Origin of the sequence: Arsukibacterium sp. UBA3155 (assembly GCA_002364615.1) — a bacterium.
GTDB lineage: Bacteria > Pseudomonadota > Gammaproteobacteria > Enterobacterales > Alteromonadaceae > Alishewanella.
In genome coordinates, this window is sequence record DEYP01000007.1 from 1 (window position 1) to 23,039 (window position 23,039).

The 23,039-nt window shown below is 48.0% G+C and carries 26 protein-coding genes; 8 read left to right on the top strand and 18 right to left on the bottom strand.

Annotated features, from left to right (window positions below):
- Positions 1 to 305 precede the first annotated feature (305 nt).
- Positions 306 to 1,346: an IS110 family transposase gene (locus B2X65_RS02130; RefSeq protein ID WP_290610299.1), complete on the bottom strand. Its 1,041-nt coding sequence runs from the start codon at positions 1,344 to 1,346 to the stop codon at positions 306 to 308.
- A gap of 158 nt (positions 1,347 to 1,504) precedes the next feature.
- On the opposite strand from B2X65_RS02130, the gene B2X65_RS02135 reads away from it, so the two are divergent.
- The 4 genes from B2X65_RS02135 to B2X65_RS02150 all read left to right on the top strand — a co-directional run bounded on the left by B2X65_RS02135 (position 1,505) and on the right by B2X65_RS02150 (position 3,355).
- Positions 1,505 to 1,885 carry a hypothetical protein gene (locus B2X65_RS02135; protein WP_290610301.1) on the top strand — a complete coding sequence of 127 codons (381 nt, stop codon included), beginning with the start codon at positions 1,505 to 1,507 and terminating at the stop codon, positions 1,883 to 1,885.
- Positions 1,886 to 2,377: 492 nt separating this feature from the next.
- The gene (locus B2X65_RS02140) at positions 2,378 to 2,638 is read left to right on the top strand and encodes a hypothetical protein (protein WP_290610303.1); all 261 of its coding nucleotides are present in this window, start codon (positions 2,378 to 2,380) and stop codon (positions 2,636 to 2,638) included.
- A gap of 2 nt (positions 2,639 to 2,640) precedes the next feature.
- On the top strand, positions 2,641 to 2,976 hold the full coding sequence (locus B2X65_RS02145; RefSeq protein ID WP_290610305.1) for a hypothetical protein: 336 nt from the start codon (positions 2,641 to 2,643) through the stop codon (positions 2,974 to 2,976).
- Positions 2,977 to 3,058: 82 nt separating this feature from the next.
- Positions 3,059 to 3,355, top strand: coding sequence for a hypothetical protein (locus B2X65_RS02150; RefSeq protein WP_290610307.1), 297 nt, complete (start codon positions 3,059 to 3,061; stop codon positions 3,353 to 3,355).
- A gap of 219 nt (positions 3,356 to 3,574) precedes the next feature.
- On the opposite strand, the gene B2X65_RS02155 is transcribed toward B2X65_RS02150, so the two are convergent.
- The 12 genes from B2X65_RS02155 to B2X65_RS02210 all read right to left on the bottom strand — a co-directional run bounded on the left by B2X65_RS02155 (position 3,575) and on the right by B2X65_RS02210 (position 12,719).
- Entirely contained in the window at positions 3,575 to 3,733 is a 159-nt protein-coding gene (locus tag B2X65_RS02155) for a YqaE/Pmp3 family membrane protein (RefSeq protein ID WP_290610309.1), read from the bottom strand.
- 88 nt (positions 3,734 to 3,821) lie between these two features.
- Complete coding sequence (locus B2X65_RS02160; RefSeq protein WP_290610310.1) at positions 3,822 to 4,403, bottom strand: hypothetical protein; 582 nt, start codon at positions 4,401 to 4,403, stop codon at positions 3,822 to 3,824.
- Between the two features lie 378 nt (positions 4,404 to 4,781).
- Positions 4,782 to 4,904, bottom strand: coding sequence for a hypothetical protein (locus tag B2X65_RS02165; RefSeq protein ID WP_290610312.1), 123 nt, complete (start codon positions 4,902 to 4,904; stop codon positions 4,782 to 4,784).
- A 109-nt stretch (positions 4,905 to 5,013) separates the two neighbouring features.
- Positions 5,014 to 5,652, bottom strand: a complete 639-nt coding sequence (locus B2X65_RS02170; protein WP_290610314.1) for an SOUL family heme-binding protein — start codon at positions 5,650 to 5,652, stop codon at positions 5,014 to 5,016.
- A gap of 76 nt (positions 5,653 to 5,728) precedes the next feature.
- A complete protein-coding gene (locus tag B2X65_RS02175; protein ID WP_290610316.1) occupies positions 5,729 to 6,250 on the bottom strand; it encodes a hypothetical protein in 522 nt (173 codons plus the stop codon).
- A gap of 49 nt (positions 6,251 to 6,299) precedes the next feature.
- Positions 6,300 to 6,725, bottom strand: a complete 426-nt coding sequence (locus B2X65_RS02180; RefSeq protein WP_290610318.1) for a fluoride efflux transporter FluC — start codon at positions 6,723 to 6,725, stop codon at positions 6,300 to 6,302.
- A complete protein-coding gene (locus B2X65_RS02185; RefSeq protein WP_290610320.1) occupies positions 6,719 to 7,102 on the bottom strand; it encodes a fluoride efflux transporter FluC in 384 nt (127 codons plus the stop codon). The genes B2X65_RS02180 and B2X65_RS02185 overlap by 7 nt, the downstream gene beginning before the upstream one ends.
- Positions 7,103 to 7,111: 9 nt before the next feature.
- The gene (locus B2X65_RS02190; RefSeq protein WP_290610322.1) at positions 7,112 to 8,593 is read right to left on the bottom strand and encodes an FG-GAP repeat domain-containing protein; all 1,482 of its coding nucleotides are present in this window, start codon (positions 8,591 to 8,593) and stop codon (positions 7,112 to 7,114) included.
- A gap of 37 nt (positions 8,594 to 8,630) precedes the next feature.
- Positions 8,631 to 9,473 (bottom strand): substrate-binding periplasmic protein, encoded by an 843-nt coding sequence (locus B2X65_RS02195; protein WP_290610324.1) that lies wholly within the window; start codon positions 9,471 to 9,473, stop codon positions 8,631 to 8,633.
- 104 nt (positions 9,474 to 9,577) lie between these two features.
- Positions 9,578 to 10,381 (bottom strand): DUF1338 domain-containing protein, encoded by an 804-nt coding sequence (locus B2X65_RS02200; protein WP_290610326.1) that lies wholly within the window; start codon positions 10,379 to 10,381, stop codon positions 9,578 to 9,580.
- A gap of 79 nt (positions 10,382 to 10,460) precedes the next feature.
- Entirely contained in the window at positions 10,461 to 11,501 is a 1,041-nt protein-coding gene (gene astA / locus B2X65_RS02205) for an arginine N-succinyltransferase (protein ID WP_290610327.1), read from the bottom strand.
- Positions 11,502 to 11,504: 3 nt separating this feature from the next.
- The gene (locus B2X65_RS02210) at positions 11,505 to 12,719 is read right to left on the bottom strand and encodes an aspartate aminotransferase family protein (protein ID WP_290610328.1); all 1,215 of its coding nucleotides are present in this window, start codon (positions 12,717 to 12,719) and stop codon (positions 11,505 to 11,507) included.
- A 173-nt stretch (positions 12,720 to 12,892) separates the two neighbouring features.
- On the opposite strand from B2X65_RS02210, the gene B2X65_RS02215 reads away from it, so the two are divergent.
- Together B2X65_RS02215 and chrA are read left to right on the top strand one after the other, a co-directional pair.
- Entirely contained in the window at positions 12,893 to 13,357 is a 465-nt protein-coding gene (locus tag B2X65_RS02215) for an Lrp/AsnC family transcriptional regulator (protein WP_290610329.1), read from the top strand.
- A 21-nt stretch (positions 13,358 to 13,378) separates the two neighbouring features.
- On the top strand, positions 13,379 to 14,710 hold the full coding sequence (chrA, locus tag B2X65_RS02220; protein WP_290610331.1) for a chromate efflux transporter: 1,332 nt from the start codon (positions 13,379 to 13,381) through the stop codon (positions 14,708 to 14,710).
- 8 nt (positions 14,711 to 14,718) lie between these two features.
- Here the strand turns inward: chrA and B2X65_RS02225 are convergent, their stop codons facing one another.
- The 5 genes from B2X65_RS02225 to B2X65_RS02245 form a co-directional block, all read right to left on the bottom strand.
- Positions 14,719 to 16,731, bottom strand: a complete 2,013-nt coding sequence (locus B2X65_RS02225) for a bifunctional metallophosphatase/5'-nucleotidase (RefSeq protein ID WP_290610333.1) — start codon at positions 16,729 to 16,731, stop codon at positions 14,719 to 14,721.
- Between the two features lie 122 nt (positions 16,732 to 16,853).
- Positions 16,854 to 18,275, bottom strand: coding sequence for a sensor domain-containing diguanylate cyclase (locus B2X65_RS02230; protein ID WP_290610335.1), 1,422 nt, complete (start codon positions 18,273 to 18,275; stop codon positions 16,854 to 16,856).
- 57 nt (positions 18,276 to 18,332) lie between these two features.
- On the bottom strand, positions 18,333 to 18,746 hold the full coding sequence (locus tag B2X65_RS02235) for an HIT family protein (RefSeq protein ID WP_290610337.1): 414 nt from the start codon (positions 18,744 to 18,746) through the stop codon (positions 18,333 to 18,335).
- A 254-nt stretch (positions 18,747 to 19,000) separates the two neighbouring features.
- Positions 19,001 to 19,852, bottom strand: a complete 852-nt coding sequence (gene fghA / locus B2X65_RS02240; RefSeq protein ID WP_290610338.1) for an S-formylglutathione hydrolase — start codon at positions 19,850 to 19,852, stop codon at positions 19,001 to 19,003.
- Between the two features lie 195 nt (positions 19,853 to 20,047).
- Complete coding sequence (locus B2X65_RS02245) at positions 20,048 to 21,160, bottom strand: S-(hydroxymethyl)glutathione dehydrogenase/class III alcohol dehydrogenase (protein WP_290610347.1); 1,113 nt, start codon at positions 21,158 to 21,160, stop codon at positions 20,048 to 20,050.
- 270 nt (positions 21,161 to 21,430) lie between these two features.
- Between B2X65_RS02245 and B2X65_RS02250 the strand changes: the two genes are divergently transcribed.
- Both B2X65_RS02250 and B2X65_RS02255 read left to right on the top strand, forming a co-directional pair.
- Positions 21,431 to 22,300 carry a LysR substrate-binding domain-containing protein gene (locus tag B2X65_RS02250; protein WP_290610340.1) on the top strand — a complete coding sequence of 290 codons (870 nt, stop codon included), beginning with the start codon at positions 21,431 to 21,433 and terminating at the stop codon, positions 22,298 to 22,300.
- A gap of 75 nt (positions 22,301 to 22,375) precedes the next feature.
- Positions 22,376 to 23,023 (top strand): DsbA family oxidoreductase, encoded by a 648-nt coding sequence (locus B2X65_RS02255; RefSeq protein WP_290610341.1) that lies wholly within the window; start codon positions 22,376 to 22,378, stop codon positions 23,021 to 23,023.
- Positions 23,024 to 23,039 lie beyond the last annotated feature (16 nt).

The window sequence follows — 23,039 nt, forward strand, 5'->3', positions numbered from 1 at the left end:
CCGCGACGAAAACCCTAACAATCGTCTATGGACTCCCCCTCTATTGCAAGCACAAAGTGATCAAACTTGGCGGTGAATGACTGCATACGTCTATTCGGCTCGTGAGATTCATGGTGTTAGCCATGCTCCAGCCCTGATAACTTTCGCGCACAAGCACCTTATCGCCATCGCGGTATTAAATACCTCGCTTGTTACCAGGCCCTTCCTGTGCACGGTCGTTGCCGCTTTATTTATCCACTTTGTAGTGCAATGCTTTGGTTGAGAGTTGTCGTTAACTTACTGTTTTACTTCTTTTTACTGCTACATCATGTTGCTAAACCTGTTTGCGCTTGCCGTTGCTGCTTTGCCATTATTGCCCAGAGCATTCTGGCCTGCTTTGCAGCGATAGCCACTGCGACTACGTTATTGGGCCGTCGCTCTTGCAGCTTATAAATCCAGTCGAACATGGGTGTGGTTTGGGTAGACTTTTTCGCTCTGCTAGCCGCCAGCATCACCGTTCGCGCGCCCTGAACTAATAGTGTTCGCAAGTAACGGTCGCCCCGCTTAGTAATGGCACCCAGTACCGTTTTACCACCCGATGAATTCTGTTTGGGCACTAAACTGAGCCAGGCAGCGAATTGTCTGCCGTTTTTAAACACTGATACATCACCGGCTGTTGCTACTGCTGCGCTAGCAGTAACGCTACCGACACCACAGAGCTCAAGTAAGGCTTTTGCGGTGTTATCTTGCTTACTCCAGGCTTCAATCCGTTTGTTGAGCGCAGTAATCTGCGTCTCTAAATCAGTTAGCTTGTTGGCTAAATCAGCAATGCTCTGGCGAAATAACAGCGGCAAGGATCCTTCTTCTGCCACCATTGGTAAGGTTTTGGCCAGTGCCGCACGGCCTTGATTAATGACGATGCCAAACTCATGTAAGTAACTGCGAATTTGGTTCATCAGTGAAGTGCGTTCGCGCACCCATTGGTCACGCATGCGGTGCATGACCAATACTGCTTGTTGTGATTCTGACTTAACAGCAACAAAACGCATATTCGGCCTGGCCAAGGCTTCACAAATGGCTTCTGCATCATTGGCATCGTTTTTACCGCCACGGCGGTAAGGTGCAACATACTGCGGTGTCATGAGCTTTACTTCATGACCGAGCTTGGTGAGCTCACGCGCCCAATAATGCGCGCCACCACAGGCTTCAATGCCGATAAGCATGGGTGGTTTATTGGCATAGAAACGTAGCACTTCATTTCTGGCTAACTTTTTGACCATCGATGTTTCACCGGATTTAGCATTAACGCCATGAATTTGAAACACGAGCTTTGCAATATCTATCCCGCAACGTATAAACTGTTCCATGCGACTTCCCCTTACTTGTGACTGTTTGTTTAGACACTCTCAGTTTGGCACATCGATGCCGGATAGTGAGGGGGAGTCCATGTTATTGCCATCAAAACGCCGCTTCGCGGCTCGACTCGCAACAAGTTGCTCGCGTTTGTGGCGGGCGTTAGGGCATTATGCAGATATCAGCGATCCAACTGACCAATGATAAAATTGGAGAGCTCCTCGATAGCGCCCGGATATTGCTACATCAAGGAGAGTTTGAGGAGTTTGCCAATAAATTTGGGTACGCAGTGGCTTTGGGGCGCAATCTTGTTGTCGCCATAAGCGCAGATTACAACGCTGCTTTAGAAACTGTCGAGGCCAGCGGCCTAAATCCAAGGAATATCGGCAATTTTAAGATTAGTTTGATTGATCCTACTAATATCGGGATAAATGGCATAGTTGAGCATATCGTCAAAGCTGATAATGGACGTGAACTATTGATTGAGTATGTACTCAGTGGCTCTGATGGGGAAAACCATATTACTTGCGAGCAAATCGGTGTATTGCCCTAACAAACGCCAGCACAGCGGGCCTTCGGCGCTCGACTCGCAACAAGTTGCTCGCCGTTTAGGCGAGCGTTAAATTTCACGGAGGCATAGGTGCATCTTCAAAGGACCGTTGGAATACTGTTAGTTATTTATTCTCTTTACCTTGCTATCCGTTTAATTACGCAGATAGATATGCTGTGGCTGACAACTGAGGACTTCGCCTATCCAAGTGACCCTTTTTGGTATTTCTTAGGGTTGTTAAGTTTTAATGTGGTAACCATAACGGCAGTTTTGGCTTTGGGTGTTTATCTCATTCGCAGCTCAGATTTGGCTCTAAAAATTCTGCTGCCGTTATCGGTTTTATCAGTGTTATCGGTCGGCTTTGTTGGCTTGCTGTTAGTAGTGTCAGTGTTTGTAGTAATGTACTACCAGCGGTATAAAGTCCGTGAGGTTTAACAATATCTATACAAGGCCCTTCAGCAACGGTCAGGGCTGGCTGCGTTAAGGCCCCGCTAAATGAAAAAACTTATCTGTGCCATTATGTTCGTAGGAAGTGCCGTTGCTTTGGTAACATTCTTTAGTGTTGACAGTTGTTTGGATGCGGGTGGTTCTTCGAGCAAATTCGGGTTAGTTTGCACCGGCGTTGGAAGTGATTTTATACCGCTATACCAGCGTGTAGCCCCGCTGTTTTGGTTGTCGGTATTTATCTTCTCGAGTACAGTAGTATTTTGTGTTGATAAGGCCATGCCTAATGCAAAGCTTTGTGTTAAAGACTAATGATGAGACTCGCTAATCTTTCAATATTTTTGCTCGCGGTAACCTTGCCAGCTTTCGGTCAGGTTAAATGTGATGAAACAGTACAGATATTGCAAAACGGTGAGAATGATAGGTTTTCTTTAGAAAAAACACCTGAACAAACTGATTGGGTAAAAATGCGTCTTATTGTCGATAAAACTGGTAGTGCTTCGGATATTAAACCAGTTGATTACTCAACAGATCGTTACATTAATCGAGCTCACTTGCGAATTAAGAAAATCAAGTTCGCTGCGCCTACAAGTCATTGCTATAAAGACATAATGTTGTATCAAAGAATAGAGAATGTGCCAGACCAATAACATGATGAATCATTCGCCCAGGACGCCACTACCTACACTGCGCTGCGAGGCTCATTAATAATGAAATATGTGATGCGATAACATGAAATTACCGACAAAGTCTGAAATTACCCTTGGTTTCGTTTTTATAGGGCTTGGCGTTATTCGATTGTTTTACACACCTAATGATTTCAATTCAGGATGGTTTACCATAATGTTTGGCGTAATCGTATTTTTGTTTCCCTTACCGCAATTAAGGGAGCGGTTTAAAATAACCGCTGAGAAAAAAGCACAATTACGGCAAAACGCAAAAAAAGCCAGTGCCAAAGGATTAAACTGGTGGACCTCCCCTTTTCCATGGGCATTACTTATTGTTTTAGCAGTTATTTTCGTAAACTAACAAAAGTAACGACCCCACCGGTAAATACTGCGCTATGACTGCGACAGGTCTTGAGGCAACGTCAGACCCGACCATCGTCTGAGTAATACATATTTCTGTCGGAAAAAGGAAAAGGCTATCCGTATAGACAGCCTTTCATCGGCGGTATGAACTACTGCTAGTAGCGACAGGCTAGTTTGCTACCTCGTATCCGACATTTTTAGCACTAACGCTGATCAATTATTTTTTAGCAATAATGTAGACAGCATGGATAATGCCTGGAATGTAACCCAACAGGGTCAGTAAAATATTAATCCAAAACTGAGCACCAATGCCAACCTGCAAAAAAACACCTAGTGGCGGCAGTAAAATAGCAACGATAATACGAATAAGGTCCATATCAATTCCTTGTTAATTAATCAGATTATTAAGCAGAATTTTTGCGGCCTTAAGGCCGCAAAAAAATGCTACATCATGGCTGACAACATTAATTAGAATAGATTTGCGATGCGCCTTCCAGCCGCGCTTGTAAAGCTGCCTCGTTACGCACAAATGTGTATTGGTTGTTCCAGTCACCTTTAGGCCTGTCACCAACGATAATGTGCTGTACATCTAGATCAGGCGCGTTTATCACTATCCTGTCTGATATGCGTACAGTTCGACCGTCTAATGTTTCATCCATTTTGTTCAACCGTGATACCACAATTAATCTGCGATCTTTGGCATACACTTTATCAATTTCCAATTCTTGCATATTGCCTCTGATTTCAGCCTCTACGACGATGGAACGTTTTGATTTTTCACCCTGCTCATCAGGCATATTCAGATCCATATAAGGCACTTCGACTTCTTCCTCTTCCATTACCACTACCACCTTGGGCACGGTAATGGTTTCGGTGGTGGTGCCAATATCAACACTGGCCCAGTCGACATCATATTCGGGTAACCGGCCAGAATCGGCACTGACGTCAACATCAACACTTGGAAGCTCGCCAGATTGTGTCTTCTCTACTTCACAACCTGATAAGACAAATACGGCGACTGCCACTGCAGCTAATTTGAATTTCATAACAACTCCTTTTCGTCTGTTTATTAATCGATGACTTTCCCAACGATGATCAGGAACTCATGCGGCTAAATAAATGCCTTTACCACAGCAGAAGGGAGCAAGAAATAAACCAATATTAATTATGTTTAAATTTCATGATGTTGGAGGACATTTAAATTAACTAACGTAGAGAGGACATGAATTTTTTTCACACTAAAATAAAGATTACACCGAGATAGTTCTTTTATCAGTAACTGGTAGCAGGACTTTTCACGCTCCAGCGCTGATCCGGGAGGTTTTAGCTAGTTCGTTTTTATCAAATTACAATGCTATATAAAAAATGCGCGTAACGCCGGCAAAATTAAAGTTTGCCGGCGCCGGGGGAAGGTAGTGTTTTGGTTAGTTTTGATGTCCTAACACATTTTTCTCGTTTTTCTTGGTCGCTTTCGCCGCTTTCTTTTCCTTGGCGGTTAATAACGGTTTCTTTTTAACGTCTTTTTTACTGTCCTGGCCTTTGCTCATGATATTCACCTGTATTGAAACGACGTCCTGCTAAGGACCCACGGCGGGCACCTTACGCTAGCAGTATGGTCCTTATTTCAGATAGCGCAATAGAGCGGCTCGCCGGGCGCTACTTTATTTCAATCAGTAACTCATTACGACGCAGCATCGGTAAGGTCATGGGGCCGTTATAACCCGCTTCCACTGGCTCACCGATAGTGGAGTAGCCATTGGTGTTAAGCCAGTCGGTTAATATTTTGCGGTGTTTTGCCACATTGCGATCGCTTAAGGTGCCACTAAATTTAATCGCCGCGACTTTATAATTTTTCAACTCAGTCACTTTTACATCAGGGTTGGTCGGCTTGGGAGTCGTTTGCAGGGTAAATTCTTTTGGCATAACAAATGACATCATCGCGCCATCGCCGCTGCTATTCATCAATACCGGGGCGGTCATGGCTATTTCAGTGCCTTTATTATTGTTATCAGCCTGTTTTGTGTCGCCCATAAATACCGGCGCCGTCATGGCTATTTCGGTTGCACCTTCATTTTCACCACCAATATAACGGAACAGTTTTCGAAAAGCGCTGTTACGGCCCTCGCCCGCCATGCTGGTTGATACCAGCACCATAGCATCATAATTACGCACTTCAATATTTTGTTCCGGCTCTGCTTTTAACAGCGTATAGGGAGCGGTTTCAACATTGCTCTGACCGAAAACGGAACACCCTACTAACGATAATGAGGCAACAACAGCGAATAGAAATTTCACGGGTTCTCCTTACATTTAACCAATTTAAGGCTTATACGGTGCGTTTTATAATAAGTAGCATATTTAAATACACGACTTATTGTGGTGCCTGCCAGCCCTGCTCTGCCTTAGCAGTGCATACCGGGTTGCCAGCAGCAACCATAGACTCAGCAAAAAACCACTCTTTAAAAACCTGCCACTCAGTGTTAATCGGGCTCTGGCAGCGGCCATTTGCACTACTGGCAAATGCTTGCTCAGTGCATTGCGGGGTATCAGGCAGCTGGCCACGATACGCATAGGCATATACCACCTGGCAATGATTGCTGATATAGGTACGAAATACTATCAGCCAGCCCTGCTGATAGCGTACCAGGCTGAAACTTGGGATCCGGTGCTCAACTGCCGCGGCAATAATCTCAGGCGCCTCTGCCTGCTCCAACAAGCCTAATTCGCCGTTCTGGCGCTGACGTATCTGAATTTTCTCGCCACGGCGCCAGGCAAAGCCGTCGTAGTCGGTGGCAGCCGCCGCTGTAGTTAACGCATTTAAGCCAGTAAGATCCCGACTTACCTCCTGGCGGATAGTGCGTTCTATCTGCTCGGCTTCTGTTAAAGTTTGCATGTTATCGCACGCCGTTAGCAGCAGTAACAGCGATAGCAACATCAGTTTTCTATACACTTTTCGCACCTTTATCAGCAGAGCTGAAGCCGTTAATCCACTCACCGGCTTTTAAGCCAGCCCAGCAGGCCAACAGCCAGAACATTAATGACAATAAAACGTACCCCATTGCCAATGCGCCTTGTCCAGCCTGCAGTAATTGCATAAACTCCAGGCTAAATACAGAGAAGGTAGTAAAACCGGCACATACGCCACTTAACATAAACTGCCTTTGCCAGACAGATACCTGCCAGCGGCCGTTGTCGCCCGTCAGGTTGGCATAGCAGCCAATCCAGAATGAACCCAACATATTTACCATTAACGTAGCCAGCGGCAAGCTGGTATCTGCTGTTGCCAGCCATAACGAAACGCTAAAACGCAGCACCGCTCCCAGCGCGCTGCCCAGCCCAACCGCAACAAATAAGCCGGGCCTTACCATAGCAACCCCCCGGCTGCATAACCGCACCAAACCAGGCTAAGACACAGCCCGAATGACAACCCTACATTCAACATTGCCTGCTGGTAATGACGGCTTTGCCACAAGCTGATGGTTTGCAGACTAAATGACGATACGGTGGTGTAACTTCCCAAAAACCCGACCATCATAATCAGGCCCAGAGTGGATAGATCTGGCATCGCTGCCACAACACCTATCGCCAGCGCGCCGCTACTGTTTACCAGCAAGGTAGCCAGTGGAAACTGCACGCCCCAATATCTGGCGATAATGGAGGTAACCGCAAAGCGCAGCATGCCAGCCGCCGCGGCAGCAGCGGCTAGCAACAGCAATAATAGTGCGGGGTGGGTTTGAATGCTCAACAGGTCGTCTTATTTCGGATTCAAAAGCAATAACAATTGGTTGCGGGTTTGCTCCGCATCCTGAGCGTCGAAGGGCAACACCAAATCGTCTTTGCCGTTACCGGTTAAATCGGCTACTAGCACTTTGCGGGCATCTCTGGGCAAGTCTAATTTCACCCGCTCCGGCCGGCGACTGAATAAACGGCCAGGCTCTGGGCCATAGAACTTCAATTCATCGCCGCCTTCACCGACTATCAGGCTTAACTGTCCGCTGCCATCCAGATCCGCCAGTTCAAACAACGGCATATCGTATCGCAGGTTACTAATGCTGACATCAATGGTAGCATTCTGTTTAAAGTCGGCTTTGCTGCTGTACTGACGCTGTTCATTTAATAAATAAAAATCGATATCAAGGTTAGCACTTCCCCTGAGCAGCACCCTTACTATAGTACCTACCCCAAAATGCGTGCTGGGAATATAAAAATCTTTGCGGCCATCGGCGTTAAAATCAGCGATAACCACGTCTATAGGTGAGGTGTCAGTCGTGATCCTTGTGTCGGGTTCAGCGTTAAAATGCAAGCCGGTGGCTGTCCTCAGGCCAAAATGCACCCGAAAACTATTATTTCGCTCCAGCGCATCGGCCAATTGCTCGCGGTTCACCACTAAATCAGCAACGCCGTCACCATCAATATCGATAATATCGCGTAAGCTATCAATATTCTGGCCGGTGTAACTGCGCCCTGCATCGTTGCGCTGATCGGCCTCTTGTTCCGTTGACAAACTCACCGGCCAATTCTGAGTTACCGGTTCCGTGTTAAAGCCACCATCAGCCAATTGATAAAATACCTGAAATTTTCCGCCGGCAATAAAAGCCAGATCGAGCCTGCCATCTAAATCAACATCGACTATAAAATGACGTCTGGGCTCATAACTGGGGCTGTCTCGCCAACTGGTTACCTGGGCGCCGATATTTAAGGAGTATTGCAAAAAGCTGCCATCGGGCTGCTGGCGAAACAGATGACTTTGGTTAAAGTCAGGCAGTAAAAAGTCTGCCTGGTCGCTACCCAGCTGTAATACAAAATCGCCGCTACGCAGTCTGTTTTTATCCAGTACCCGGTAAATTGACGGGCTTACCAGCAGCGGCTCGCTTTGCATACGCTCTGCGTTATAAACACTTATGCCGTCTAAGGTTAAAAACACCAGCGCCTGATGCACCGGCAATGCGCGGCCAGCAGCAAAACTGGTATTGGCTTTGTGATGGTCTACCAGGCTAGCCTGACTAAAATACTGGGCATTAGCAGGAATCACGATCGGCTGAACCTGATAATCTGCCAGATTAACCAGGCTTAACCAGCGATCAAACTGACTAAAACCCGATACCGCTAATAACCCTGCGTTATCCAGATGAACCATATTGCCGTTGGCCGGATGCTCCAGCGCAATCGTCACTTTGTCTAACTGCTTGGCAGCCAGCGGAAAACACATTAACACTAACAACAAAAACCGAGACATGACACTCCTTGTACAGATTTGGAAGACCCTATGCCGACTAATGGCTGGTGTTGCGTGTACTGGCGACAAACACGGCCGGATCAGTTTTTTGCGGCTGCGCCAATGGTATTTGCTGCTTAATCTGAGAAACTTCACCAGAGGACACCATTAACTGCCAGGCATGCTGCAACTGCTTAAGTAAGGTGTTATCTATTGTTTTTTGGCTAAAAGCAAAATAAACCGGGTTTTCATGGATCACAAAAAGTTTACGGTATGCGTGTTGTAAATCATTCTGCTCGAGTAGCTCGTCGACAGTAGCCTCGTCCTCCAGTGAGGCCATTACCCGGCCCGACACCAACATGGCCAGTTTTTGCTGGTTGCCGGCCGCAGCAAAAATCCGGGGTATTAACGCCGGGTTGTCTTGTAATAATTGCTGCCACAGTGGGCCATAATAAGCGCCATCAGCCACCGAGATTGTACCGTCTAACTCAACCAACTGTTGTAAGCTTTTGACAGAATCAGGCACTCGCTCTGAGGCAACCACCACCATTCGCTCAATATGATGCGGGCCGACAAAATAGCTGTAACTGGCACGCTCGTCAGTCTCAGACATGCCTACCATAATATCCAGCTGGCCGTCCTCCAGCATTTTCATTGCCCTGCCGGCAGGTAAATCAACAAGCAGCAAAGTACAATTTACTTTGCTCACCAGCGTGTTTAACAGCGCATAATACTGCTGCGAAACCTGCGTATTGTTATACGAGCCCGCGGCACTATGCTGCTGCTCAGATTCTACCCGCACCGTTAACTGGCACTGTGCTAACGGCTCTGCCAGCACCACAGTGCTCAGCAAGAACATTGCAGCTGAATACAATGCTGCCAATAGGGTACATCGTCGCATTTACAACCTTCCTTTATGCATCTTTGGGTAAACTATAGCGTTGTCATTTGGGGGCAGCAATAAAAAAGCCAGCACAGCGCTGGCTATACTAAACCGGTTAGGTATTAACGGGCATTAGTACTTTCAAAAATTTTATCAGCTGATGCAGCAACGAAACCGCTGTATAGCATACCGCAGCTTAACGGGTGGCGGCGGGCGAACTCGTAAAAACAGCTGGGTATGGTTGCAACTGTGTCGCTAAATTGCACCGGGTGCAAATCGGCCAGCGTGGATGACTGCTCCAGGTAAACCTCAGGGCTGCCTTTAATCTCACCACCCGAGGTGTTCAGCAAAAAGCCAGCGTGTTTCAGCGCCGTATTAACCTGCTGCAGGGTGTCGTAACTGGCCAGCTCGTTAACGCTAACGGTAAAATGATTGGCACGATACCCCCAGGCAGCAACCCAGGCGGCGTACTCGCTCTCTGCCAACAGTTTTTCATAGGTAGCCTGGCTTACCTGCCAATGGGTACCGCTGTATAAAAAGTTATCTGCACTTACTGCGTCTTCCGGTATTTGCGCAACCAGTTCAGTAATGGTATCACGCAGGTATGCCGAGCATTTATCCAGCAACAATTCAGAGATAAATACCTTGGGCTGGTTGCGATCCGGATGCTCAAAATGCTTGGCGTACAGCTTTTTCGCTTCGAAATGATACTCGCCGCACTCTTCATAACCCAGCGCGATAAAATGCGCCGCCAGTTTATTCAGGCTCACTTTATCCAGGTTAAAGGTGCGCAGCGCAATATGATCGTTTATCACATCGTCCTGCTGTGATGAGCCAAGCAGTTGGTGCACTTTCTGGGCCGACGGCGTTACCGCAACATAGTCTTGCCATAAGTTGGCGAACAGGGCATTTACATCAGTGTGCATATCTACTCCGGTTTAGGTCTAATCACAATTTTTAAAAAGGTTATATTAATAAGCCACATTATACGGCAACTGCGCGTTTTCAGGCTTTATCCAAATAAATAAAACGTGCCATTTCACCATTACTAAGCTGCAGCACAGCAGCCAGTTCAGGGCTGATAATCAAAATATTGGCTGCCTCGTCAAAGCGGGCGGCTTTACTAAAACTGGCACGAAAATCTTTAATTGCAGTATTGGCTACTGCCAGGGTATGTTCGCCCTGCGCTGACGTTGTATCAGCAGCAATTTTTACCGGTACTTTTTTACTGGCAGCGACCGATTTTATCTGATTAAGTGGCGCTTCAACCGTTGGGCCGGCGTCAAACAAATCAATATAACCGCGATGGCTGAAGCCTTCTTTTTCCAGCATTCGCAGTGCAGGCTTGGTATTTTCATGTACCTGACCAATCACGGCCTGAGCACTTTCTGGCAGCAAACCAACATAAATCGGATGGCGCGGCATCAGCTCAGCAATAAAGGCTTTTTTACCCACACCAATCAACTGATCGGCCTTTGGGAAATCAATGGTTAAAAACAGCTTTTGCAGCCAGTTCCAGAATGGCGGCTGACCATCTTTATCTGCCGCGCCGCGCATCTCTGCAATCACTTTGCTGGCAAAGCGCTGTGGGTGCTCCGCCATAAATAAAAACCGCACCTTGGATAAAAAGCGCCCGGCATGGTTGCGTCGGTAGCTTTCACGCAGAAACAGCGTACAAATCTCAGAAGCACCGGTATAGTCATTACACAATGTCAGCGTAGTAAGCTGGTTCATCACATTTAATTCTGCACTGTGGTGAATAACGGTGTTCTGCTGAAAATGATACAACGGAGTTTGCAGGCCTACAGCGGCTTCAATACCGGTAGTACCAACAATCTCACCGCTGTCAGTATCTTCCAGCACAAACAGGTAGCCCTGATCACCGGGCGTGGTTACGACGGCATTAAAACTTTTTTCAGCATGCTCAATTTTTTGGCTTAAGCGACCATCGTGCACCGGTAATGACGTAAAGCCATGACCCGATTCAATAGCAATTTGTTTTAACGCCGCAAAATCAGCGGCAGTGATAGGCCTGATAACCAGCATAGATCAGGCCTGCTTTGCCGTAGCGATTTGAGCTATTGCCAGCTCAAACCGTGCCATACCATCAATAATTTCGGCATCAGGAATAACCAGTGACGGTGCAAAACGGACCACATTCATACCGGCAACCAGGGTCATTACTCCGTGCTCAGCACCGGCCAGCATAATATCGCGGGCTTTACCGGCATAATCAGCATTTAACACCGCGCCAATTAATAAGCCCATGCCCCGCACTTCGCTGAACACCTGGTATTTTGCATTAATGCGTTGTAATTCCTGCTTAAACAATTCTGCTTTGTGCTTAACGCCGCTAAGTACTGCAGGGGTATTGACGGTATCCACAGCAGCCAGAGCTACGGCACATGCCAGCGGATTGCCACCATAGGTAGAGCCGTGTGTGCCAACCACTAAATGTTTGGCAATCTCCGTAGTGGTTAACATGGCGCCAATCGGAAAGCCGCCACCCAGCGCTTTCGCTGTAGTTAAAATATCCGGGGTAACGCCATAGGCCATATAAGCATACAGCTCGCCGGTGCGGCCAACGCCGGTTTGAACTTCATCAAAAATTAACAAAGCGTTGTTAGCGTCACATAATTCACGAACGCCTTTAATAAAATCGCTAGTGGCTGGCACCACACCGCCCTCGCCCTGCATCGGCTCCACCATTACGGCACAGGTGTTGGCGCTTATCAGCGCCTTTAAACTGTCCAGGTTATTAAATTCTGCATGTTCAATACCTTCTGGCTTCGGGCCAAAACCATCAGAATAAGCCGGTTGACCACCTACAGTGACGGTAAAAAAAGTACGGCCATGAAAACCCTGTTTAAAGGAAATGATCTGATCTTTATGCTCGCCATACTTATCTTTGGCATAACGGCGCGCCAGCTTAAGGGCCGCTTCGTTGGCTTCAGCACCCGAGTTAGCAAAGTAGACTTTTTCAGCAAAGGTATGTTCCACCAGCGCTTTGGCCAATAACAATGCCGGCTCGTTAGTTAACACATTCGATAAGTGCCATAACTTGTCGGCCTGATCTTTTAATGCACTCACTAATGCAGGATGACAGTGGCCCAGACAATTGACCGCAATACCGCCAGCAAAATCGATATATTCTTTGCCAGCCTGGTCCCAAAGCTTTGAACCCTGCCCCTTTACCGGGATAATTTGTGCCGGGGCATAGTTAGGTACCATCACTTCATCAAACAAACTTCTGCTTACAACCATTGTTAACCTCTGTTTTTTTAACTAAGGCCCCGTCTGCGTTTTTGCTGTTAGTATTAGTGCTGACCGGGACGAAAATAATACGACTATTATATTGGCTAGCCTTAGCAATGTGCAGTATCATTATTAACAATTTAATAGGTAATTACGTCATTTTGACGGAAGGATTTAGCAAAGTGCCAGAAAGCTCTATTAAAAGCGCTAATAGAAGTGCCATTACCAAAGAAGACGAAAAACTGCTGGCAGTGTTACAACACAACGCCCGGGCCAGTATATCTGACCTGGCGCGCCAGCTAAGCGTGTCACGATCTACTGTGCAAACCCGGCTGCAAAAACTGGAATTAAGCGGCGTGATTAAAGGCTACACGGTCGAGTATGGTGATGAGTATCTGGCCACGTTAGTGGCGGCTCATGTCAGTATTAAAGTTCGACAGAAGCTGACCGCCCGCACTAATATTGAATTAAAACAACTGCCTCAGGTTGCGGCCCTGTATGCTATTAGCGGCGAGTACGATTTAATTGCTATTGTGCAGGCACAGAATACCGAGCAGTTAAGCCATATACTGGACGATATTGGCAATCTGGAAGGCGTTGAGCGCACCACCTCGTCGGTGATCCTGGAAACTAAATTTAAACGCTGAAGAAATGCTAAAGGATATCTGATGCCAAACCAGCAAACTCAGGTCAGTCTGCACCAAGCCTTTTTATATTGGCTGAAACTGGGCTTTATTAGTTTTGGCGGCCCGGCCGGGCAACTGGCCATGATGCATCAGGAGCTGGTAGAAAAACGGCGCTGGATTTCTGAACAGCGCTTTTTGCATGCCTTAAACTACACCATGCTACTGCCAGGCCCCGAGGCGCAGCAACTGGCAACCTATATTGGCTGGTTATTACATGGTAAACGTGGCGCATTTATCGCTGGCCTGCTGTTTATTCTGCCGTCGTTTTTCATTTTGTCACTACTGGCCTGGCTCTATCTGGCGTATGGCGATATGCCGGTGGTGCAAGGCCTGCTGTACGGGGTTAAACCCGCCGTTACCGCTATTGTGCTGTTTGCTGCCTGGCGTTTGGCCAGGAAAACGCTGCATACCCCGGCATTGCAAGCCCTGGCACTGCTGGCATTAATTGGCATTGCCGGGTATAACCTGCCCTTTCCGTTTATTGTGTTTAGCGCAGCAGTAGCTGGTCTTGCCTTAATGAAATGGTTTCCACTACAACTTAAGGTGCCCTGCGCGCACGTATCACCTGAAGAGAGAGTCGAGCAAACCGAAGCGGTGATTAACGATGACAGCGCAGCACCAGCCCGGCAACGCTTTAGTTGGCGCAAACTGTCCATGGCGCTGGCCGTCGGCATTATTATCTGGCTGGCTGCTATTGGCCTGTTAGCCGCAGTGTATGGGTGGCACAGCACCCAAACCCAGCTGGCCTGGTTTTTTACCAAGGCCGCCCTGCTAACCTTTGGCGGTGCCTATGCGGTATTGCCTTATGTTTATCAGGCTGCAGTTGAGCAGTATCAATGGTTGAGCGCTCTGCAAATGATTGACGGCCTGGCGCTGGGTGAAAGTACCCCCGGACCGCTGATTATGGTGGTCGCCTTTGTTGGTTTTGTTGCCGGCTGGAGTCAGCAACTTTTCGGCGCCGACAGTCTGTGGCAGGCTGGCATACTGGCCGCAGCAATTGTTACCTTCTTTACCTTTTTACCTTCTTTCCTGTTTATTATTGCCGGCGCTCCGCTGGTAGAAGCCAGCCGGCAGCACGCTGCATTTACCGGCCCGCTAACCGCCGTAACCGCAGCAGTAGTGGGTGTAATTGTCAATTTAGCGTTGTTTTTCGGTTATTACGTACTATGGCCAACCGGCTTTAGCGGTCAGTTTGATGCTGTGGCATTGTTGCTTACTATCGCCGCCGCCATTGCCCTGTTTAAATTTAACCAGAGTATTTTGCGGGTGTTAGCAGCAGCAGCCACCACCGGCATGCTACTGAGTTTGCTCTGAAGCCTGAACTAACGCCTTAGCAGGGTAACCGTAGGTACCCGCTCTTGTTGCCATAAGGCCGGAGTCGCTTTCAGATAATCGATCATTGCCGCTGCTGCGACTTTGCAATCATTGCCTGGTATTTTACAGGGCAAGCCCGCAGCCTGTTGATAATGTGGCACAAATGCCTGTTGGCCGCTGCTATCGGTAATCGCCTCCACCTTGCTAAGCGGATAAATGGCCACTTGCTGCTGCTCAATGATGACATCTATCCGATCCGTGCTTTGTTGCTGCACTTGCTGCAATCGCTGCCAGCCATCGTTACCATTGGCTAAGTAATTGGTGGTCGCCAGGCTGTATGTTGTATCAGGCTCAATATCCTGCCAGCGTTCTCCCTGCAACCATTGCAGCTGATCTAACACTGCCTGGCCATTGTTATCTTCACGGGCGATATAACGCAGGTGACTGCTATAAGGGAATTTGCCGGCATGCGCGCCCTCAGGCAAGGTAGCAGTAATCACCTGCTGCAACAGCTCGCAAAGTTCTTTGCCAGTTACGGTCAGAATGCTAAGCGGGGTATCAAAAGGTAATACTTCCAAGCGGATATGGCCCTCGAAAATAGCCCCGGCATTCAGATCAGCCCGGATATTACCGGCGCCAATCAGGGTAAAATCAACTTCGCGACCGGTTTTAGCACGCACCGCTGGCTGATTTAACCAGTAATGCATGGCATCGGTAACATGACCGGCCAGCACGGAACCATGCTGATCGCTGCCCGCTGTGCCGGGTAATCGCACATGGTTAATAGTTTGCTCGGTAACACTGATTTGCTCGCCATAAGCCTGCTGCACTGCCGGTAAATATACGGTATCCAGCACCTGACGCAGCGCCTGGTCTTCTTCAGTAATGGCAGTACGGTTAAGCTGGTCGATATAACGCTCCATACTGGCCTGTTTACCGGACGCAATACGGCTATGTTCATTACGTAGCGCCAGAGTGTAATAATCACGGCTGGCCAGTAAGGTGTTTTCCCCCTGACACTGGCGTAAACGCCCGGCAGCGTCAAACTGCAGCTTAGCGGCCCCCACTGCCTGGGCAAACTGACCGGCCTGAACGATACAGGTTTGGCCCTTGCCATCCGGGTTGGTGATCATCCCGGCATAAGGTGCTTGCTGGCCAAGATACCACTGAGTGAAATCGCCCAGTAAGCTGTGAGAGTGGCCACCAACAATGACATCGATGCCATTAACCTGCCGCGCTAAGGTTAAATCGCGTTGATGGCCCAAATGGGTCAACGCAATAATGTGGTTAATGCCTTTGTCTTGCAAATAGTCGACGGTCGCCTGGGCAGAGGCAACCTCAGCAGCAAATACCAGTTCACCAGTGGCAGGCACCATGCTGCGCATATCTTCCAGCGCTAAACCAAATACCGCAATCATGGTTTGTCCCGCGGCCTCGGCTACGTTAGCAACCGGTGTAAGCCTGGTACCAGCAACGGCAAATAACTGGTAGCCTTTTAAATTACTTATTGCCGCTAAAGCCGGTTCCGCCTGAGTATCAACATTGGCAGCCAGTAGCGGGAAATTAATATTGGCGGCAAAATCAGCCAGCTTGGCCAGGCCGATATCAAATTCGTGATTGCCTAGTGCCATCGCATCCAGGCCCATCCTGTTCAGGATATCGATATTAATTTTTTGTTCAAACAGTTCGAAATACGCACTGCCTTTAAAGGCGTCACCCCCATGTAAAAACAGCGAAGGCACCCCACTGGCTGTCGCCTCGCCCTGCAACTGTTGTGCTTTGGTCAGTAGCCGTGGATGGCCACCAATAAAGGTATATAAAGGATCGCCGTCAGGGCCTAACACGCTTGCCGGGGTGGCATCAAACTGGGAGTGAGTGTCATTAATATGTACCAGGGTTAGATGCAGGCTATCATCCGACGAGGTATCGGTATCTGTCGTAAGCTGGCTGGTGCATCCCTTAATAACAATACAAGCGGATAGCGCCGTAAGTAAGGTTATAACGCGCTGAAAAAACGACATATACAGGTCCGTTTCGCTAAACTGAGAACTACGCTCACCTTAAGCACAATTATCGTCAAGCTCAAGAAAAATAGTGAAAGTATCAAGTGAATTTTAGCCTTTAACACCAGACTATCTGGCAACTAATGCCAGGCAACCTGACTGCGCCCTTGCTGTTTGGCCCGGTATAAAGCGGCATCAGCCCGCTCAAACAGACTGCGGAAATTGTCACCTTGCTGTAGCGCTGCTACCCCGAAACTGGCAGATACCTTTAGCTGCTCTGCTAACTCAATTTGCAACAAACGTTCAATGATCCGGTTACCAATGGCGACCACGGCCTCTTTCGCTGTATTGGGTAGAACCACTACAAATTCATCGCCACCATAACGACCAATAATATCTGCGGGTCGTAACAGGTGCTGAGCATGCTGACAGGCCAGTCGCAGCACTTCGTCACCGATACTATGGCCATAGTGATCATTGATCTGCTTAAAGTGATCAATATCGAACACCATCAGACATAAGGGTTCACTTTGCTGCAAAGAACGAGTGATTTCTAAGTCCGCCCGTTGCTGTAAATAACTTCTGGAGGCAACCCGGGTTAAGGTGTCCGTTGATGCCACCAACCGTAATTGATTATTTGAGGCCACTAACGCTGGCACCGCTAAACCAAATAACGCATTGGCAGCGATAACGTTTATTGCAAACTGATACACCATAACGTTGTCCATCAACCCGAATAAATTAACCAGTAAAGCGATAAGAAAACTGGTAAGGGCCAGACTCACTACCGTGATAAAAGGCGTTTCTGTACAGGCAATCCACATATGTGGGATCACCAGAAAAAAGATGGCAAAGGCACTTTCTGAAGAGCCGCTATACCGGGCAATAAGCATAGCCACGAGCAGCATCACGATGGTCAGGCTTAATTTATATTTAAAGTGGTGTGATGCTAACTTAGAATGAATACCAATAACGAGATGAATATTAAATTTCCTCTCTGGAAATACATACAGCAGAATACTGGCAAACATCGGCGCAATTACCACTACCCCGGCCATATCGCCTATCCAGAAAGGCAACCAGGTAGAAGCAACATCGGCTGCCGGCATTAATCCGGTAAACACCAGTGAGCTGAGCACTGCTGCGGTTGCCAGTAATGAGCAGCCAACTGCAAGCACCAGGAAACTAACGACAAAAAGCGGCAGATTATACTTTGAAACGGCACTGAGTTTTCGAAGCGTCACAGCACCTAAATAGTAGGGAAAAATGTGGGCAATACCAAACAGCAAACCGGCTTCTATCAATTGTCGGTTGCTCATATCAATATCGTAATGGAGAGCCGTCCAGAAAGTAATAATAACGGCCGCGATCAAGATAGCAGGTACTGCTCTGATACCAACCACCAGCATGGCAGCGCACGTCAGGCCGGCAACCGGAAACCAGACTGACGCATGAGGCGCATACTCAACCAGTAAGCCCAGCGCCCACACTGCCAGCCACAAAAATAGCAGCAAAGCATTGCGCCAGGGTAACAAAGTACCAATCTTATTAGCCAATTGCATTACAGGTACTACCTACAGCGGTGTTATCGGCAAGGATTTTGCTACACCAGATTAGATTCACAAGGCGGCACTAATTTTCGCAGCCAGCGCTTTAATTTTATCCATATCGCCTTGCTCAGTGCCGTGTCGCTTTAACTTAGACAAATGAGTCGGTATTAAATGAAAATGCAGGTGCGGTACGCTCTGCCCTGCGCCCTCGCCGTTCAGCTGCATTAGCACAACACCTTCAACACCAAGCTCTGACTTTTGTGCCGCCATCACTTTCTGCACTGTTGTCATAGTATGAGTAAGCTGATCAGCCGGTATGTCCAGCAACGTCATGGCCTCGTATTTAGGGATCACCAGCGCATGGCCATCGGCCTGCGGCATGATATCCATAAAGGCCAGGGTGTAATCATCTTCATAAAGTTTAAAACTGGGAATCTCACCGCGCAGAATTTTGGCAAAAATATTGTTGGTATCGTAGCTCATACAAGGCTCCTTGTGACGGGCATTGTCGGTAATGGCTTTGATTATGCCAGTATCTGGCGTCTAAATACCAGTGTTTAGGTAAAGGACAGAGCGCTAAAATGCGGGCTGGAACCCGGTGCAAGTTATAGATGTAAAAGAAAACTGGCTGCAACACCCGCCCCGGCTCGCCACAGCAACTCGTCCGTTGCCTACGGCAGGACTCAGACACTCTGCGGCGACCGAAACGGGGTTCCAGCCGCTTTTCAGAATTTAGTTTAACCAAGCAAAAACTTTGCGTGAAACTGGATATGCTGCTCGATAAAACTGGCGATAAAGTAGTAGCTGTGATCATAACCTTGTTGCAGCCGGATCTGTGCCTTGGCACCACTTTGCTCTGCCGCCGCGACTAAGCTGTCTGTTTGCAGCTGTCCGGGGTAAAAGTTATCGGCAGTGCCCTGATCGACCAGAATTGGGATGGTTTTTTGGGTTTTCTGCAACAGCGTTGAAGCATCATAATGGGCCCATTGGCTTTGATCATCGCCTAAATATCCACTAAAAGCTTTTATTCCCCAGGGGCTGTTAACCGGGTTACAAATTGGTGAGAAAGCCGATATTGAACGGTAGCGCTCAGGGTTTCGCAAGCCAATTACCAGTGCACCATGGCCCCCCATGGAATGACCACTGATAGCGCGCACTGCTGAAAGTGGCAGCTCGGTTTCAACCAGTGCTGGCAGCTCACTGACAATATAATCATACATTTGGTAGTGTTTAGAGAAAGGCTTTTGGGTGGCATTAACGTAAAAACCGGCGCCTAAACCAAAATCGTACGCACCTTCATCGTCATCCGGCACACCCTCGCCCCGCGGGCTGGTATCCGGAATAATCAGTGCTATACCCAGCTCGGCAGCCACCCGCTGTGCACCGGCTTTACTGGAAAAGTTTTCATCGGTGCAGGTTAAGCCCGACAACCAATACAACGCCGGTACTTTGGTCGTTGCAGCTTGTGGTGGTAAAAACACTGAGAATTGCATTTCGCAGTTCAATACTGTTGACTGATGCTTAAAACGAAGTTGCTTGCCGCCAAAGCAAAGTTGTTCGCTAACCTTGGTTAATGCTGAAGTTGTCATAAATTGTCTCGTTTGGTGTTAAAGAGACAGATTACAACGCCCGCCCTGGCTCGCCACAGCAACTCGTTCGCGCTTGCGCGCTCGCTCAGACACTCTGTGGCGCCCAAAACGGGGTTCTAATCCGTCTCTGTTCTGGCATATTAGCTGCCCCAAGTATCGAGCAAGCCTGAATCAATCTGCTAAACAGTCAACATATCAAAAGTGAATCACTGTCCGGATTGACTTACCTTCATGCATTAAATCGAAGGCGTCGTTAATTTTTTCCAACGGCATGGTATGCGTAATAAAGGTATCCAGTTCAAATTCACCATTTAAATAACGCTCAACATAGTCTGGCAGTTCGCTGCGACCTTTTACCCCACCAAACGCCGTACCACGCCATACCCGGCCGGTAACCAATTGAAACGGCCGGGTGGAGATTTCCTGGCCGGCACCTGCTACGCCAATAATGACCGACTCGCCCCAACCTTTATGGCAGCACTCTAATGCTGAGCGCATCACATTTACATTACCAATACACTCAAACGAGAAATCGACCCCGCCATCAGTCATCTCAACGATCACTTCCTGGATGGGTTTATCAAAATTTTTCGGGTTTACCACATCCGTTGCGCCCAGTTTTTTGGCAATATCGAACTTATCTTCATTAATATCAATGGCAATAATCCGGCTGGCTTTAGCCATTACCGCACCAATAATAGCCGATAAACCAATACCACCCAGGCCAAATACCGCCACGGTATCGCCCTCTTTAACTTTAGCGGTGTTCATTACAGCACCCATACCGGTAGTAACACCGCAGCCGAGCAAGCAAACTTTTTCCAGTGGCGCCTCTTTATTGATTTTTGCTAATGAAATTTCAGGCAGTACCGTGTATTCAGAAAAGGTAGAGGTGCCCATATAGTGGTAAATCGGCTTACCGTCTTTTGAAAACCGGGTGGTACCGTCAGGCATTAAGCCTTTGCCCTGAGTGGCACGAATGGCCTGACACAGGTTGGTTTTACCGGATAAGCAAAACTTACATTTGCCGCATTCCGGCGTGTACAACGGAATAACATGATCGCCTACCGCAACAGACGTTACCCCCTCACCTACTGCCTCAACAATACCGCCACCTTCATGACCTAAAATAGCCGGGAAAATGCCTTCAGGGTCTTCGCCCGACAAGGTAAAAGCATCGGTATGGCAGACGCCGGTCGCAACAATTTTTACCAGCACTTCGCCTTTTTGTGGTGGCATTAAATCCACTTCTTCAATCGACAATGGCTGGCCTGGGCCCCAGGCAACGGCGGCGCGGGTTTTAATCATCTTCATACGGCGTCCTTAATTAGTACTGAAAATTTATTAACGGTTATAACTATAACGCGTTTTCTATTATTTCCATATCGCTGTTAATGAGACTAAACTGCAAATTAGTTTTGTATATTTACAATAATGCGAATTAAAGGCTGCGGTTAGAACCCCGATTTGGTCACCACAGAGTGTCTGAGTGAGCGCGCAAGCGTGAGCGAGTTGCTGTGGTGAGCCAAGGCGGGCGTTGTAACGCAAGCAGCCTGGATCACATACTCCAGGGAAAAAATGAAACATTGGACAGGTATTAGTGAATTTGTTGCGGTGGCCGAACACCACAGCTTCACCCGAGCGGCAAAACAGTTGGGTATTTCGGTGGCACAGGTTAGCCGTAATATCGCCGAGCTGGAAACGACGCTGGCGATAAAACTATTGTATCGCACCACCCGTAATGTAAACCTGACTGAAGAAGGTTCGCTGTATTTGCAGCATTGTCGTCATTTAGTCAGTGGCCTGGAAGAGGCGAACCGTACCCTGGCAAATTTAAAGGCCTCGCCCCGCGGTTTAATTAAACTGACTGCGCCGGTATTTTATGGCGAAACCCGGATTGCGCCGCTGCTTCATAATTTTTTGAAGCAATATCCTGATACCGAGCTGGATTTACAGCTAACCAATAACAAACTTGATTTAGTACAAGGCGGCTTTGATTTAGCTATCCGGCTGGGCACCCTGGAAAGTTCCAGCCTGATTGCCCGTAAGCTGGCCAAACGTACCCAGTATGTGGTGGCCTCACCGGCTTATCTGGCAAAGTATGGTACGCCAAAAAATATTACTGAGCTGGCACAGCACCAATGCCTGATTGGCACCGTGGGTCAGTGGCGCTTTACCGAGCATGGCAAAAGCGTGCAGTTTAAACCACAGGGCCGGATTATCTGCAACAGCGGTGTGGCGTTACTCGATGCTGCATTAAAAGGTTTAGGGCTGGTGCAATTACCCGATTACTACCTGCTGGATAAACTGCAAACTGGCGAGCTGGTGGCCGTGCTAAACACGCTGCGCCAACCCGATGATGGTATTTGGGCTATCTATCCACAAAATCGCCATTTATCGGCCAAAGTTCGGGTGTTAGTCGACTATTTAGCCATCCAGCTGAGTTGAAACTAACGTCTGGCGCCCACATTGCTCAATGTGTATGTTGTTTTCGTACCCTTTTAACTGTAAGGATCAACCTTTATGACGCCTTTAAAAATTGATTTAGTGTCAGATATTGCCTGCCCGTGGTGTGCTATTGGCTACGCCCGCTTAGAGCAGGCACTGAAAACCCTACCTGAACTTGCGGTGGAATTAGAGTGGCATGCTTTCGAATTAGATCCGAACAAGAACGCGGCTAAAGAGCCGATACTTCCCGCGCTAGCTCGCAAATACGGTAAAAGTGAAACAGAAATGCGCCAGGCTCAAACCCATATTATGCAGGTTGCCACCGAGCTTGGGCTTAACTTCAGTAAGCTACAACAGCGCACTACCTGCAACACCTTTGACGCCCACCGCCTGGTAAAATGGGCAGCAACCCAGGATAAAGCAACACAGATGAAGCTGGCGTTATTTGACGCTTACTTTGGTGAAGCGAAAGATGTCTCTGATGCTGCGGTATTAGCCAGTTGCGCAGAGCAAGCCGGCCTTGATAAAACAGCGGCGCACACCATTTTGGCAAGTAATGACTATGCCGACATCGTCAGAGAAGATATCGCCAAATATCAACAAGCCGGTATTTCCTCGGTTCCCGCCTTTATTATTAATAATAAATATCTGATATCCGGGGCGCAGGAGCCAAAACAATTGGCCGCCAGTTTGTTGCAAATTCACAGCGAATCAGTAAATTGAAAAAAACCACAACAGC